Annotated in this window: 13 protein-coding genes; 12 read left to right on the top strand and 1 reads right to left on the bottom strand. The window is 57.4% G+C overall.

All coding sequences use genetic code 11. The annotated features are described in order from the left end of the window. The first annotated feature begins 1 nt into the window (after position 1). The 10 genes from N6G83_RS09200 to N6G83_RS09155 all read left to right on the top strand — a co-directional run bounded on the left by N6G83_RS09200 (position 2) and on the right by N6G83_RS09155 (position 12,972). Complete coding sequence (locus N6G83_RS09200; RefSeq protein WP_060426440.1) at positions 2 to 1,624, top strand: portal protein; 1,623 nt, start codon at positions 2 to 4, stop codon at positions 1,622 to 1,624. Then, positions 1,624 to 1,857, top strand: a complete 234-nt coding sequence (locus N6G83_RS09195; protein WP_047568214.1) for a hypothetical protein — start codon at positions 1,624 to 1,626, stop codon at positions 1,855 to 1,857. The genes N6G83_RS09200 and N6G83_RS09195 overlap by 1 nt, the downstream gene beginning before the upstream one ends. Continuing rightward, positions 1,844 to 2,668 (top strand): hypothetical protein, encoded by an 825-nt coding sequence (locus tag N6G83_RS09190; protein WP_260515165.1) that lies wholly within the window; start codon positions 1,844 to 1,846, stop codon positions 2,666 to 2,668. Before N6G83_RS09195 ends, N6G83_RS09190 begins: the two co-directional genes overlap by 14 nt. Positions 2,669 to 2,879: 211 nt before the next feature. Next, positions 2,880 to 3,791: a phage capsid protein gene (locus N6G83_RS09185; protein WP_060431587.1), complete on the top strand. Its 912-nt coding sequence runs from the start codon at positions 2,880 to 2,882 to the stop codon at positions 3,789 to 3,791. A 54-nt stretch (positions 3,792 to 3,845) separates the two neighbouring features. Further along, a complete protein-coding gene (locus tag N6G83_RS09180; protein ID WP_060426428.1) occupies positions 3,846 to 4,415 on the top strand; it encodes a hypothetical protein in 570 nt (189 codons plus the stop codon). A gap of 2 nt (positions 4,416 to 4,417) precedes the next feature. After that, positions 4,418 to 6,412 carry a hypothetical protein gene (locus N6G83_RS09175; protein ID WP_260515162.1) on the top strand — a complete coding sequence of 665 codons (1,995 nt, stop codon included), beginning with the start codon at positions 4,418 to 4,420 and terminating at the stop codon, positions 6,410 to 6,412. Between the two features lie 2 nt (positions 6,413 to 6,414). Beyond that, entirely contained in the window at positions 6,415 to 6,861 is a 447-nt protein-coding gene (locus N6G83_RS09170) for a GNAT family N-acetyltransferase (protein WP_260515160.1), read from the top strand. Then, positions 6,858 to 7,376: a hypothetical protein gene (locus tag N6G83_RS09165; RefSeq protein WP_260515159.1), complete on the top strand. Its 519-nt coding sequence runs from the start codon at positions 6,858 to 6,860 to the stop codon at positions 7,374 to 7,376. Before N6G83_RS09170 ends, N6G83_RS09165 begins: the two co-directional genes overlap by 4 nt. Further along, positions 7,376 to 10,081 (top strand): transglycosylase SLT domain-containing protein, encoded by a 2,706-nt coding sequence (locus tag N6G83_RS09160; protein ID WP_260515158.1) that lies wholly within the window; start codon positions 7,376 to 7,378, stop codon positions 10,079 to 10,081. The genes N6G83_RS09165 and N6G83_RS09160 overlap by 1 nt, the downstream gene beginning before the upstream one ends. Further along, complete coding sequence (locus N6G83_RS09155) at positions 10,081 to 12,972, top strand: hypothetical protein (RefSeq protein WP_260515156.1); 2,892 nt, start codon at positions 10,081 to 10,083, stop codon at positions 12,970 to 12,972. The genes N6G83_RS09160 and N6G83_RS09155 overlap by 1 nt, the downstream gene beginning before the upstream one ends. A gap of 12 nt (positions 12,973 to 12,984) precedes the next feature. Here N6G83_RS09155 and N6G83_RS09150 read toward each other — a convergent pair whose 3' ends face one another. Next, positions 12,985 to 13,389 (bottom strand): hypothetical protein, encoded by a 405-nt coding sequence (locus N6G83_RS09150; protein ID WP_260515155.1) that lies wholly within the window; start codon positions 13,387 to 13,389, stop codon positions 12,985 to 12,987. A 166-nt stretch (positions 13,390 to 13,555) separates the two neighbouring features. Between N6G83_RS09150 and N6G83_RS09145 the strand changes: the two genes are divergently transcribed. After that, a complete protein-coding gene (locus N6G83_RS09145; protein ID WP_260515153.1) occupies positions 13,556 to 13,897 on the top strand; it encodes a hypothetical protein in 342 nt (113 codons plus the stop codon). Next, positions 13,894 to 15,504, top strand: a complete 1,611-nt coding sequence (terL, locus tag N6G83_RS09140; protein ID WP_260515151.1) for a phage terminase large subunit — start codon at positions 13,894 to 13,896, stop codon at positions 15,502 to 15,504. The genes N6G83_RS09145 and terL overlap by 4 nt, the downstream gene beginning before the upstream one ends. The last annotated feature ends 6 nt before the right edge of the window (positions 15,505 to 15,510 follow it).

Below are 15,510 nucleotides of genomic sequence, written 5' to 3'. Positions count from 1 at the left end.
GATGGACGACACCGCCGCAAGGCTGATTAAACGCGTGAATACGCTCAAGGCCACCCGTCAGATGCATGAAAGTGTCTGGCGGGAGTGCTACGACTACACGTACCCGCTGCGCGGCGCTGGTTTCTCGTCTGAGGTGCTGGATGCTCAGAGCGCAAAGCACAAGGTTGCCAAGCTGCTGGACGGCACGGCGACCGATAGCTCGCGCATGCTGGCGTCCGCTCTCATGTCTGGCATGACGCCGGCTAACGCGCAGTGGCTGAATCTCGATAGTGAATCCCTGCCGGACGATGCCAAGGCGTGGCTTTCCACCTGCGCAACGCTGGTGTGGGAAAACATCCACGCGGCCAACTTCGATGCTGAGGGCTACGAGGCAAATCTCGATGTTGTGTGCGCTGGCTGGTTTGTGCTGTACGTCGATGAAGACCGGGACGAAGGCGGCTATTCATTCCAGCAGTGGCCACTGGCGCAGTGCTACGTTGCATCGACCCGCAAGGATGGCATTGTCGATACGATTTTCCGCTGCTACCAGCTTACCGCCGAGCAGGCGATAGCCGAGTTTGGCCAAGATGCTGTAAGCGAGAAGATCCGCGATGCCGCCAAGAAAAAGCCAGACGACAAATTTGATTTTCTTCACGCGATTTTCCCGCGCACGAATTACATGGTTAACGCGCGCCTGGCTAAAAACCTGCGCTTCGCGTCGTACAACATCGATGTGACCGCAAAAAAAGTGGTGCGCGAATCCGGCTATCACGAATTCCCGTGCTGCGTGCCGCGCTGGATGAAAATCCCCGGCGGTTCATACGGCATCGGCCCGGTTTATGACGCGCTGCCGGACTGCAAGGAGCTGAACGAAACCAAACGCATGGAGAAAGCCGCGCAGGACTTGGCGATCTCCGGCATGTGGATCGCCGAGGATGACGGCGTGCTTAACCCTCGCACCGTCAAGGTGGGGCCGCGCCGCATCATCGTGGCCAACAGCGTCGACAGCATGAAGCCGCTGCTGACCGGTTCAGACTTCAATGTCGCATTCACCGCTGAGGAACGTCTGCAGGCGTCAATCCGCAAGATCATGATGGCCGACCAGCTGCAGCCGCAGGATGGCCCAGCCATGACTGCCACCGAAGTGCACGTGCGCGTCGCGCTGATCCGCCAGCTGCTGGGGCCGGTGTACGGACGATTCCAGGCGGAATACCTGCAGCCGCTGGTAGAGCGCTGTTTCGGTATCGCGTTCCGCGCTGGCGTGTTCCCTGAGCCGCCGGAGAGCATGAACGCCGCCAACTTCAACGTGCGCTATATCTCGCCGCTGGCTCGCGCACAGAAGCTGGAGGACGTCACGGCGATTGAGCGTTACGCCCAGAACGTTATGCAGCTGGTGCAGGTTTACCCGGACATTATCGACAACATGGACAGCGACGAAGCAAGCCGCGTTGTCGGCGAGGCGCTCGGCGTACCGGCCAAGGTTATGCGCTCGTCGGCGGACGTGTCCACACTGCGCGACCAGCGCGCCAAGGCGCAGCAACAACAACAGCAACAGGCTCTGCTGATGCAGGCCGGCCAGCAGGCTGCAGGCGCTGCAGGACAGAGTGCTGGTGAAGCAATTGGCCAACAACTGGCGGGGGGCTGATGGGCATCAAGAAAGTTTCACCACTGGATTACAAGCGGCTGTTTGAAGAGACGGCCGGCGGCGCCGAGGTGCTGGACGAATTAACCCGGCGCTTCGGTGGATCAATTTTTGTGAAGGGCGGCCCAGAGGGCGACCGCCAAACCTGTTTTAAGGCCGGGCAGCGTGACGTGCTCGATTTCATTTTGCGCCAGCTTAATCTGGCAGACGGAGTAAACGACGATGTGGAAGCTTAAACACCTTTTCATGAATGCAGATGCAGGCGCTGACGCTGGGGGGAATGGCGATGTGGATAAACCAGATACTGGTGATGCTGGCGGCAATTCTCTGCTCAGCACCGGTGCCACAGACCAGGCGGCCGAGGGTGATTTTATTCCTGAGAAGTACCGCACCAGCGGTGCTGATGGAAAATTTAACCTGCAAGACTCGGCGCGTAAGCTGGCGGATGCGTATTCGCACCTCTCCAAACGCTTCGGCAGCGGCGACGTTCCGCCGAAAACTGTCGAAGAATATTCCCCGAAGGTAGAGGTCGAGGGCTTCAAGTGGGACGAGTTCAAGGCTGACCCTGAGATGCAGGGATTCCTCAAGGCGGCGCACGCCAAGGGCATCACCAACGATCAGATGGGCTTCATCCTCGGCGAGTACATGAACCGCGCCCCGGCGCTGGTGGGTGGTGCTGCAGAGCTGGATCAGGAGGCGGCGGCTACCGAGCTGCGCGGGACGTGGAAAACCGATGCGGAATTCCAGAAAAATATCGGGCTGGCGCACCGCGCGTTTATGTCGCTGGCCGACCCTGCCGACCAGGGCAAGATGGACGAGATCGGCAACAACCCGATGGTGATCCGCATGCTGGCGAAAATCGGCGCAGAGATGGGCGAGGATACCCCCGTAGGCAATGGCCAAATCAATCTCGAAGAACAGCAGAGCATCCGCGACCTGATGAAGTCCGAGGCATACACCAACCCGAAACACGCTGACCACGAACGCGTTTCTGCCCAGGTGCGCGCGTTCTACCAGAAAACCTACGGCGATCAGGCCATCGCGTAGCACCCATCCCGCAACATCAAGCGCCAGCCTAACCGCTGGCGTTTTCATTTGGTCGGGATTCCGACCGCGTAACCGCAACAAAATCACTCCAACAGCCCGGCGTGGTAGCCGGATACCTGATTCCCCGCTGCCCGTAAGCGCCAACCGGCCAGCGTTGAACCGAGCCGGGAAACCGATACCTCGCAGGCGATAATCTTTGGAGTGATAAAAAATGGCTTTTGATCCGAACAAGAACATGATCACCGCCGCCTTTGTGCAGCAGTTCCATGATTCTTTCGAAATCGCATCGCAGCAGAAGGACTCGCGCCTGCAGGCTGCCGTACACGATCGCGGGATGATCACGGGTGCGTCGTTCACCATCAACGATATGGGCACCATCGAAATGAACCCAATCACCGAGCGCTTCGGCGATACGGTTTGGGATCTGCCTGAAGCGGGTACCCGTAACGCGCTGATGGCGGATTACGGCGTGTTCGTGCCGGTGGAAAAACGCGACCTGCGCAAGCTGATCGCTGACCCGCAGGGGCCATATCTGCAGCTGACGCTGGCGGCCGCAAACCGCAAAAAGGACGACGTGATTTATCGCGCGTTGCTGGATACCGTCCTGCGCAAAACCTCGAACACTGGCGCCTATGCTCCTGTGGCGCTGCCGGCGTCTCAGAAGATTGTGGCCGGCGGTACCGGCATGACCAAAGCCAAGTTGATCGCCGCTAAGGCCATGTTCCGCCGCAACGAGTGTGACGAACAGAACGGCGAAGAGCTGTTCATCACGTACAACGCCGACATGCTGACGCAGATCCTGAGCGACACCACCCTGACCAGCGCCGACTTTATGGCGGTGAAAATGCTGCAGGAAGGTGCGGTGTCCGGCAACTGGTTGGGCTTCAAGTGGTTGGCATACGAAAAATTGGACTCGGCCAGCGCTGGCGATCCGGCTGTCACCACCAAGACCGCCGCCGCCTGGTGCAAGTCCGCGGTGCATTTCGGTACCGGTGCAGAGTACAACACCGATATCGGCCCGCGCCGCGACAAGAACAACACCATTCAGATTTCTGTCGATGCGTCCTATGGCGCCGGCCGCGCAGCCGAAAACAAGGTTGTCGCGATCGACTTCACCGCTTAATGCCAGCGCTCCCTTGCCGGGGGTAACACCCCGGCCTTTTTTATCAGGTGATCTATGGCTAACAACTTCGCGATCAGCATCTGTTCAAATGCACTACTTGCCCTTGGTGCGCACCCAATCAACAGCTTTGACGAGAACAACGAGCACGCCCGCCTTTGCTCAAATATTTATCCCACCGTTCGTAACGACCTGCTGCGAAAACATCCGTGGAATTGCGCAGTAAAGCGCGTTGTGCTCTCACCGAGCAGCACCGCACCGGCGTTCGGATTTTCGTTTCAGTTCCCGTTACCGGGTGACCTGCTGCGTATTCTTTCGGTGGGTGAAGCCTGGGACGATATCCCGTATCGAATCGAGGGTAAGAAGCTACTGGCAAACCAGAGCGTGATCCGGCTGCGTTACATCTTCCGCAACGAGGATGAATCAACCTGGGACGCCGCGCTGGTGAACCTTGCCGAAGCCACTATGGCGGCAAAGCTTGCCTACGCTGTCACCGCCTCGGCCAGCCTGCGCGACAGCCTGACGCAAGAGGCGGCGTATTTGCTGCGCCAGGCCAAAGCCATTGATGGCCAAGAAGATCCGCCGGAAGAGCTGGGCGGCTATCCCACATACGAATCGAGGTTCTGACCGTGCGCGCTAACCTGATAAAAACCAATTTTACGGCAGGCGAGATTTCCCCGCGCCTGATGGGCCGCGTTGATATTTCGCGGTACGCCAACGGCGCCAAGCAGATCGAGAATGCGGTTTGTGTGGTGCAGGGCGGTGTTATGCGTCGCCCTGGTACCCGTTACGCGGCTGCGGCCAAATACGGCGACCGCGGCGCCCGGCTGATCCCCTACGTTTTTAACCGCTCTCAGGCGTACGTTTTGGAGTTTGGCGACGGCTACATGCGGATTTTCCAGAACGGCGCACAGCTGGTGAACGACGACAACACCCCGTATGAAATCGCCAGCCCGTACAGCGCCGACATGCTGCCGGCCGTAAATTACGTTCAGGGCGCCGACACCATGTTTCTGGTACACCAGGGCGTTAAACCGCACCGACTGCAGCGACGCGGGCAGCTTGATTGGGTGCTCGAGCCATGCCCATTTATCGTTGAGCCGTTCGACGAAATCCGCGACACGCCGGAAAAATGGTGCAAGCCGTCGGTTAAGGAATTTGTCGGCTCAGAAATCACGCTGACACTGAGCGACGACGAGCCACCGAAAGACAGCGAGGATCCGGCACCATTCACCGGCCCCGGTTGGGTTGCCGAGGATGTTGGCTCATACGTCCGTATTAACAGCGGTCTGGTGCTGATCAAGAGCATCACCAGTGAGCAGATTGCCGTCGGCGTTATCCGCACTGACCTAACCGCCACACAGGCGGCATCGCCGGGCGCGTGGACTCGCGAGGATACGGTATGGACTGACGAATACGGCTACCCTGGCGCGGTGACACTGCACCAACAGCGCCTCGTTCTGGCCGGCTCAGTCAGGTATCCGCAAACCATCTGGTTCAGCGAAACCGGCGTTTACCTGTCATTTGAACTGGGTACCGACGACGATAAGGCGATCAGCTTTACGCTGTCTTCCGACCAGCTCAACCCGATTGTGCACCTGGCGCAAATGAACACGCTGATCGCGCTGACGTACGGCGGCGAGTTCACGATCACCGCAGGCAACAATGCGGCAATCACCCCGACAAATATCTCGGTGAAAAACCCAAGCCCGTACGGCTGCAATAATATTCGCCCCGTCCGTGTTGGTACGGAAATCATGTTTATGCAGCGTGCTGGCCGTAAGTTGTACGCCGTGGCCTACGATCCGGACAGTTTTGTTTCGTATTCCGCCAACGATATGACGGTGCTGGCGGAACATATCACCGCCGGCGGGGTGATCGATATGGCTTACCAGCAGCAGCCCGACGCCTTTATTTGGCTGGTACGCACCGACGGCGCAATGGTGACGATGGCAATAGACCGGGCTCAGGAGGTGATCGCCTGGTCTCGCCAAATCACCGCCGGCGGGTTTGAGTCGGTGGCGTCGATCCCGTCTGACAGCAACGACGTGGTTTACGCACTGGTGCGTCGGGAAATTGGCGGCCAGGTGGTGCGCTATGTAGAGGTGTTCGATTCTACGCTGTACACCGACGCCGCCGTAACCGGCAGCAGCGAGGCCGGAGCAACGACCTGGGCAGGGTTAAACCACCTGGAGGGGCAGACTGTCGATGTAGTGGCTGACGGTTCTGTAATGCCTGCGCAGGTGGTTTCCGGCGGGCAGGTCACCCTGACACGAAAAGCGCACCGTGTGGAAATCGGCCTGCATTTTGAATCCACGATCCAAACGCTCACGCCAGAAGTTGGCACCACCGAGGGCACAGCGCAGAGCGCCAAGAAGCGCACCAGCGAAGTGACGATGCGTTTCCTCGAAACTACCGGCGCCGAGTGCAACGGCCAGGTGATCCCGTTCCGCACCTTCGGCCCGAAAATCCTCAACCAGCCAGCGCCGCTGTTCACCGGCGATCACTTCTTCGGAAAATTGGGATGGGAGAAGGGCGAGGACACGCTGGTAATTCAGCAGCGCCAGCCGCTGCCATTCCACCTTCTGGCCATTATCACCACTTTCACCAGTAACGGGGGCTGACAATGATACGCCGCGCTGTAAAAACTGATATCCCGGAGATTATCCGGCTATCCAAGACCATGCATATGGAATCCCGATACCGGAGCCTGCCGTACAACGGCGATAAATTCGCCGCTCTAATTAATCGGTTGATAACCAATCCTGACGGGCTGGTTGTTGTGGCGGATCGCGATGGCCAGTTGATCGGCGCTATTGCGGGAATGGTGGTTGAACACTATTTCGCAGACGCGCGTATTGCGTATGAGTTTGGGCTGTACGTTGAACCCGCTCACCGGGGTACCCTGGCGGGGTTTCGATTGGCGAAGGCGTATGTTGATTGGGCGACCAGCCAGGGTGCCGACCAGATCGACATGGGGATTACGACCGGCATCACTGAAGAGCGCACCGGGAAGATGTACGAGCGCCTCGGTTTAAAACATGTCGGCATTATTTTTTCAGGAGGCAAATGATGGCATGGGTAGCACTGGCTGGAGCCGCCATTTCGCTGCTGGGGCAGCAGCAACAAGGGCGCGCCGCTCAAGCGGCGGCAAATTACCAGGCCGAACAAGCGGACGCAGACGCGCAGGCTGCGCGCTCAGCCGCCAAGGTGCAAGCGCAGAAAATACGCGACGCCGGCAAGCAGCAGGCCGCACAGGCAAACGCCTCGCTGGCTGCCTCCGGCGTCGAAACTGGTGAGGGAACGGCACTGCGTATCACGTCCGGCATCACTGGCGACGCAGAGCAGGACGCCTACACGACGATCTTGAATGGCATGAACACCGGCGCGCGGTACAACGCGCAGGCGCAGGCCGACCGACTCAGCGGCCGCAATGCGGCGACGTCCGGCTATATCAATGCGGGCAGCTCGCTACTGTCTGCCGCCGGAACCGGTTACTCCGGCTGGAAAAAAGCCAATCCAACAACGACGACAAACACCGGCACTGCGGCGTCGAATAACATGTTCTCGAATATGGGGGTACGCTGATGCGGATACCAACCGGAAATTTTGGCAATGTGGTGCCGGAGGCCAATCCTATTCGAGTCGATGTTAGGGGGGCGGGTGCAATTGGTAGTGCATTGTCTGGCCTCGGTGTCGCGGCTGGGCAGGCCGCTGGCGATATCCAGCGCGTCCAAGATAAAGCAGATTTGGCAGCGACTCAGGCGATCCTTACCGACCTTGAAGCGAAGTCTAACGATCGGTGGGAAAACCCCGAAACAGGCGCACTTGTTACACGGCAGGGGTTCAATTCCGCTGGCGTCGGCGTTGACATGGATAAGCAAGACGCAACCGATTATGACGAGGCCAGAAAAAGAGTACCTCCAAGCCAGCAAATTTACTTTGATGCGCAGTGGAAGGCCGCGCAAATCCGCCGTGCCAGCACATATAAAAATTTCGAAATCAGCCAAACCGCATCTGCTCAGCGCCAACAGCTTAACGCCACGGTGCAAAATTCGGTAGAGCAGGAGGCTTCGGCCTTTGACGATCCTCAAGCGGCGGGGCTGATTCGTGGAGCTCGGCGCCATTCGATCGAGCTATATGGCCAGGCGCAAGGCTGGTCTGCAGATCAAATCACTGCGGCAGTGTCTGAGGCAAATCAAAAGGCCATGGAATGGCGCGCGCAAAACTATGCCGTAAGCAACCCCACCGGATGGCTGAACGGGGATTTCATGTCCAACAGCGGCAATGGATTGGATATGCGGGCAATTTCGATAGTTGAGTCCGGCGGGAAGCATTTTAATGCCGACGGGAGCATAGTCACTTCATCAGAGGGCGCGCAGGGGAAATATCAGCTGATGCCGGCCACGGGCAAGGAGTTGGCAGCCAAGCGCGGGCTGCAATACGACCCGAAAGACGAGCAGCAAAACGCGCTGCTGGCCAGCGATTACGCCAACGAACTTTACGGAAAATACGGTTCTGAAACCTTGGCAGGCGCGGCTTACAATTGGGGGCAGGGCCGGGTTGATAAGCTGATCGACAAGATTGGCGATCCGCGAAAAGGCGAGGTTTCCGAAGCTGAATTTATTCGCAATCTCCCGGCGGAGACTCGCGGCTGGCTGGCGCGGTACCGAAAAAACAAAACCGGACTCGATCCGGTATCGGTGAATAAAATCGACAGCATGGCTGAGGCGCAGATTAAAGAACAGCGCACAGCGGTTCGCAATCAAATTGACCCGATACTAAACAACACCATGTCGCAGCTATACAACGGTGAAGTGCCGGATGCCATGCCAGACAGGGCCACGATTCAATTTGCGTATGGGCCGCAGGGTTCAAGCATGGTGAAGCAGCTCGGCATCGCCATCGACAGCGCGCGAACGTTCCAGGCCATTCAGTACATATCGCCGGCGCAACAGCAGCAGGAGCTTTCGAAGGTAAAGCCACAGGTGAACGATCCGGACTATGCGATCAAGATGGACGCCTACGGCAAACTCGCTGCCCTGGTGCAGAAAAGCAACACGGTAATTCAGGCTCAGCGCGACGCCAGCCGGTTCAACGATGCACTTTTGATGGGCGAGAAACTAGACCCAACAGACAAAGCAATGCAGAAAGCGGCCGACGCAACGCCAACGGCGCAGAATTTTCGCATTAACGACGCCAGCACGCACGACGCTGTTGTGCAGCAGGTTGCGCAAACCGGGGTTATCCCTGAAAAGGTCACCACGCAACTAACGGCTATTTCTCGGGCAAAAAGCCCGGAGGTCGTGAAGCAAGGCGCCGAACTGTTCAGCCGGCTGTACGACACGGATCCTGCCTCTGTCGGTGATATGCCGAAAGAGATGCAGGGTTTTTACATGACGGTCAAGCAATTGACCGATTCAGGGATGGCGCCCGATGCGGCGATCGAGCAAGCTCAAAACGTCACCTACAACCAAACGGATGCGCTCAAGGCACAATTGGCATCTGAGCAGGGGACGGCAGCGTATAAAAAAGAGCGTGGCAAAGCTATAGGCTCTGCAGCCAGCAGTATGGCGCAATGGTTCCGCTGGGATCCATCCGCCGATGATCAAACGCCAGATGCTGCACGCTTCAGGAATGATTACCAGACGCTCTATGACCTCAACTATCGCACTGCCGGCGGCAATGCAGATGTTGCCAAAAAAATGACCAATCAACAGATTGCCCGCACCTGGAGCATCAGTGAAGTGAACGGCAATGCGCAGTTCATGAAATACGCCCCGGAAGCATTGCATAACTACGGCCCATCAGGCTGGCAGGCCGCTCAGTGGAAAGAGGAAAAATTGCAGTTGATGTACGGCGACCGTACAGAAAGTATCGAGACCAGCGGCGCCAGTCTTGGGATCACCTCCGGCCGCACGGCCTTCGTGGAAACCAAAACCCCAAAATCTAAAGTGGGGGGAGAGCTCGAAATCGCAGCTGATGTTTCAACGCCAAGGACTGGCGACTACGCGATCATGGTGCGTACGAAGGATAAAGACGGCATAGAAAGTGTGCAGCCTTATTACGACAAGTACGGACGTTCTATGCGCTGGAAACCTTCTTTGCAGGATTGGCAGCCTTACCAAAAAATGCAAAAAGAGCGTGAGGATAAAAATCAGGAAGAGATTTCAAAAGGGCAGGAAGTTCGTGACTTCAAAGCCAAGCATAGAGCCCTCGATGAAATGTATAAGCGCTTGCACGACGAGCGCGTAAATCGTCAAAAACAGTATTTTTCATGGAGCGCAGAATAATGCCGGTATATGCAAAACCCGATGAACTGAATAACGATTTCGCGCCGGCTGGCAGTATTCTGACGCAACCATCAGGCTTCGACGTTTCTCTACCTGAAGGCACAAATCCCCGACCTCAAGAAGAAACACCTTCGGTATGGGGCGCTGCTTTTCGCCAGAATAACGTCTTGGCTGGCATGTTCCAGCCAACAAAGCAATTTGAGCCCGTGGAGGGTTATAACCCCTATGCTGATAAAACTGAGCTGCAGGGTTATGAGCAATGGGCGACGGCGTTTTCTGATGCAAATTCACCGCAGGAAACCGCGTGGATCAAACAGCAGATCGATGATGAAAATGAAGATCGCCGGGCTCTGTCTGAAGCGGGTGGCGTGGGGACATTGGCCAGTATTGCAGCCGGTGCTGTTGATCCTGTGACAGTCGCTTCTATGTTTATTCCCGGCGCACAGGGCGGCGCGCTGGCGCGCATAGGATCTCAAGTGGCCATTGGCGCCGCCGGAACAGCCCTCAGTGAAGTGGCATTGAACAACCAGCAGGTTACGCGCACATGGGGAGAGAGCGCCGCTCACGTCGCCGCTGGTGCGTTGCTGAGCGGTGTTTTCGCCAGTGCTGGCACGGCCATATCTCCATCGGTAAGAACCGCGGCCACACGCGAAGTCGGCGACGCTCTGGATAACTTTAGCGTCGCCAGCGCGGTGGACAACGCCGCCGCCTCTCTGCCGGAAGGTGGAAGCGTTGGCGCTGCCCGCATAAGCGAGGCGACGCTGGAAGATTTGACGCCGGTATCAGGTGGCGCGATCGGTACGCTCGCCCGTAGAGCTGGCAGTTATCTGACGCCGGTCACGCGCTTAATGGAGTCACCATCCAAGACTGCCCGTCGCACTGCGCTGGAGCTGGCGGAAAACAACTTCACGCTCGAGGGTAACCTGCGAGGTATCGAGACGCCGATCGCGGCGGAAACCCGCGTTCGCGGTTGGCGTCGTGAAGAAGCTGCAGTCGTGGTAACCAATAAACAGGCTTACGCGAAGTATAAGGCAGATGGCGGCGATCTCGGATTTGCATCGTTCCGGGAGGAGGTGGGCAACGCCATGCGCAACGGCGACATTCACGGCAATGCCGCGGTGCAGGATGCGGCGCGCGCGATGCGCATGGTGGTGGATAGGGTGAAGGTGGCCCAGCAGAAACTTGGCCTTTTACCGGCCGACGAAGAGCTTAAAGCTATCGGCCAAACCAGTTACTTCCCGCGCGTGTACAAAGTCGGGAAGATCATCAGTGAGCGCGATAAGTTTCGCAACATGCTGGTGGATTGGTGGTCTCGCGGTGAAAAAACCATGTCGAGGGAAGAGGCTGAAATTACTGCTGACGCGACCATTAACAAAATCGTGGGCGCCAAAATTCCGCAGGATTTCGCAAACGTGTTCACGGTCAAAGCGGCCGGCAGCACCAGGTCGAGAACGCTTAGCGTTCCTGATCGATTGATGAAAGATTATCTGGAAAGCGACGCTAATTACGTCCTGCAGCGCCATATCCGCGAGGCGTCGGCGGAAGTTGAGTTAACCCGCACCTTCGGAAATAAGAGCCTCGATAAGCAGCTGAAGGACATTCAGGACGAATACGACGCGCTGATGAGAAGCAAGCCCGCAGAGCAGGCAAAATTGGCGAAAGCCAGGGATAACGATATTCGCGATATTACCGCGCTCCGCGACCGGCTGGTTGGCACCTATGGCATGCCTGACGATCCATCGTCGTTCTTTGTGCGCGCTGGCGCTTTCCTGCGTAGCGCCAACTTTGTCACAAAGCTGGGCGGCATGACCGTGTCGGCCATCCCGGACTTGGCGCGCGGCGTGATGGTGAACGGTTTCAGTAACTCCATGCGCGGTTACTCTGCGCTGATCAGCCGTTCGCCGGCATTCAAAGCCAGCCGGGCCGAGATGCAGAAAATGGCGGTTGGTCTGGAAACCATCTTGCATACGCGGGCGCGCACGATGGGCGACCTGGTGGACAGCTCGTCGCGTACTACGGCCGTAGAGGCCGGCATGGAGCGCGTTACCGATGTGTTCGGCAAGCTGACGCTGATGGGGCATTTCGACGACGTGAACAAGTCGGTAAATGGCATGATAACGTCGGACAGTATTCTATCTGGGGCGGCCGCCGCGAAGAAACTTGCGAAGCTCGGGATCAACCCCAATATGGCCGGCCGTATCCGCAGCGAGTTCCAGAAGCATGGCGAGGTGATCGACGGTTGGCATATTGGTAATTTTGAAAAATGGGGCGATCAGCACGTCGCCGGCGTATTTCAGTCGGCAGTTTTAAAGGACGTCAACAACACCGTTATTACACCGGGCATCGGCGACACGCCATTATGGGCCAGTACGCCATTGGGTAAGACGGTATTCCAGTTTAAATCCTTCGCCACGGCGTCGTATAACCGCGCCACGCTCGGCGGTCTGCAGGAGGGAACGGCGCAATTCTACTATGGCACCGCTTTCCAGATCGGCCTTGGCGCGCTGACGTACGCATTAAAACAGGCTGCCAACGGCAAAGAGGTGGAAATGACGCCTCAAAAATTGGTACTGGAAGGTCTGGATCGGTCGGGTATTCTCGGGCCACTGATGGAATACAACAACATGGCGGAAAAGGCATCGGGTGGCATGGTCGGCCTGGGGGCAATTTTCGGGACGGGAACGCAGTCGCGGTACGCCAGCAGGGGGTTTATAGGCTCAGCGTTGGGGCCAACTTTCGGTTTGCTGGATACGCTGACTGACGTCACCTCCGGCGTGCTGAACGGCGACGCCGGAGATCGAGTTATACACAATGCTCGCACGCTTCTACCTGGTAATAATTTGTTCTGGATCGCGCCACTGATTAACCAAATAGACCCAGGAATGCGTTAACTATCGTGGTACTTATAGTAAGGTAGGGCACTTATAATAACGCAATACACCAATAACGTAGATTCTTGATATACCCATAGAGTCTACGTTATCTAGTTTTACACTTCGGTCGGCCAATACTCTATCTACAATATCTTCAGCCATTCTGGGGGTTAGAAGCGTTCCTTTTGGAATGCAATACGGCATTTCAGTCCCATTTTTTGCCTTTTCAAACTGACTGATTTCATTCGCTCCAGACGCAACGCCCATTAGATATGTACTGATCATCTCCTTTGTTCTTTTCGCCGTTTCTACATCAGGTGATGTTGTTAATACCTTCAGATCTCTATACATAGATACCGTGAACTCAGCATGTGATGTCAATGGAATGAAGGTGAAGAATAATGAGGCGATAAGCAGCAATACGTTTTTTTTCATTTTATCTCTCTTGGCATAAGTAAGAACGTTATGTAGATGATGTTACTGTGTATGAAATCAGTTTCCTATCAACAAATTTAACGTATACAACCCTACGTGGTAATAGTCAGGAAACCGACCAACTACCCGCCACATCATAGCCCCATGACAACCATGGGGCTTTTTTATGCACAACGATTACAAAACCCGCCTTACCGCGCTGAGTGACAAGTTAACCGACGTCGTGCTGGAGGAAGCCGATCCGGATACCTGGCCGGGCGCCGACAAACCACTCGACAAACACACGAAGCAGGAGCGCGGCGATCGCTACTGGTGCAAGAAGAACGCGGCGGCGTCGCTCACGCTGCTGGTGAAGGTGCATTCGCTGATCGGCATGCACACGCGCGGCGGCACGCCGAAAGATGGCGGCGAGCCGGACGACGAGGCGTTTCTACTTGGGCAGCGGGTATCCGCCGCTGAACGCGCGGCGCAGGAAGTTCTCGACCGTATCCAGCAGCGGAAAAAATGATTTCGTTCGTCGCCTTTTTCATCATGTGGGCGGAGCGGATGGGGTGGGATGTTCCAGACTGCCATTACCGAGCCTGCCACTGGCTCGAGCACCGCGGCGATCTGGCGGTGCTACGCTGTTTCCGTGGCTTCGGTAAATCCACCATTCTGGCGGTGTATAACGCCTGGCGTTATTACCAGAATCGCCAGTACCGGATCCTGCACCAATCAGAGGCCGACGGCACGGCGTACAAGACCAGTCGCGACACGCAGAACGTGCTGCGCAATCACCCGCTGACGCGCGGCATGCTGCCGGACGGGCAGGGAACCGTTGAGCAGTGGTGGGTTAACGGATCGCTGGATATGCGTAACGGCAGCATGTACGCGAAAGGCATCCTGTCTAACGTCACCTCGGCCCGCGCCGACGAATGCCAAAACGATGACGTCGAAGTTCCGCGAAACATCCAGACGCCGGAGGCACGCGAAAAACTGCGCTACCGCCTCGGCGAGCAAACGCACATCCTCGTCCCCGGCGGCCGCAAGCTCTTCATCGGCACGCCGCACACCCACGACAGCCTATACGATGAGGTCGAAGCCATGGGCGCCGACTGCCTGACGATCAAGCTTTTCGAGAAAGAGCACCGCATCGATGAAAAACAGGCGACGGCGCGTAGCTACGCGCTGCCGTTCCGGCCGGAATACGTCTTTGTCGGCATCCATATCGGCGCGCGCCTGCTCGCCGAGGGCGTTGACTATCAGCTGACGGCTACCGGGATCACCTTCGCTGAGCCACCGGGAACGACGGTGGACTGCTACGCCGAATGCGCATGGCCTGAGCGGTTCACGCCGGCCGAGATGGAGAAGCGCCGGCAGGAAACGCGCACAGTCAACGAATGGGACAGCCAGTACCAACTGCACAGTAAACCGATCGGCGAATCCCGCCTCGACCCTGAACGCATCCGCGAGTACAACGTGCAGCCGGAAATCCGGTACGCGAACCGCTCTGCATCGATGTGGCTGGGCAGCCAGCAGATTGTTGGCGCTGTCGCCTGGTGGGACGTGGCCACCGGCAAAGCGAAAGCGGACGCCAGCGCCTTTTCGCTGGTGCTGACCGACGCACGCGGGCACCTGTACTGGCATGTGTGCAAGGAACTGATCGGCGATCTGGCCGAGTTCGACGAGCGCGACAAAATCACCGGCGGCCAGGTGGTACAGATCCGCGAACTGGTGATCGGGTACCAGATACCGCAGGTGGTGGTCGAGGTAAACGGGCCCGGCAGTTTCGCCGGCAAGCTGCTCCGCCAGGCGCTGAAAGGTACCGGCTGCGGTGTCCGTGAGGAGTTCACCATAACCAACAAGCAAAAACGCATCCTCGATGCGTTTGAGGCGCCGCTGTCGTCTCGCTTCCTGTGGGCGCATAGCGACGTGCTCGACGGGCCGGCCTACGACCAAATGCGAGATTTCAACCCGGCGGTAACCAACCAGCCGGACGACTTTATCGATTCTGGGGCGGGGGCTATCAGCGAGACGCCGGTGCGCATCGGAAAATTGGTCGGGAAACCGACCGCTCAGGGGCGGGAAGATTGGCAGCCATCAGATGGTGATCATGAGGTCGCCGTAGACTACTAAGAGGCT

This window comes from Serratia sp. PL7, from assembly GCF_945957435.1.
Note: the sequence above shows the minus strand (reverse complement) of the source record. Positions and strands in the feature narration are given on the sequence as shown.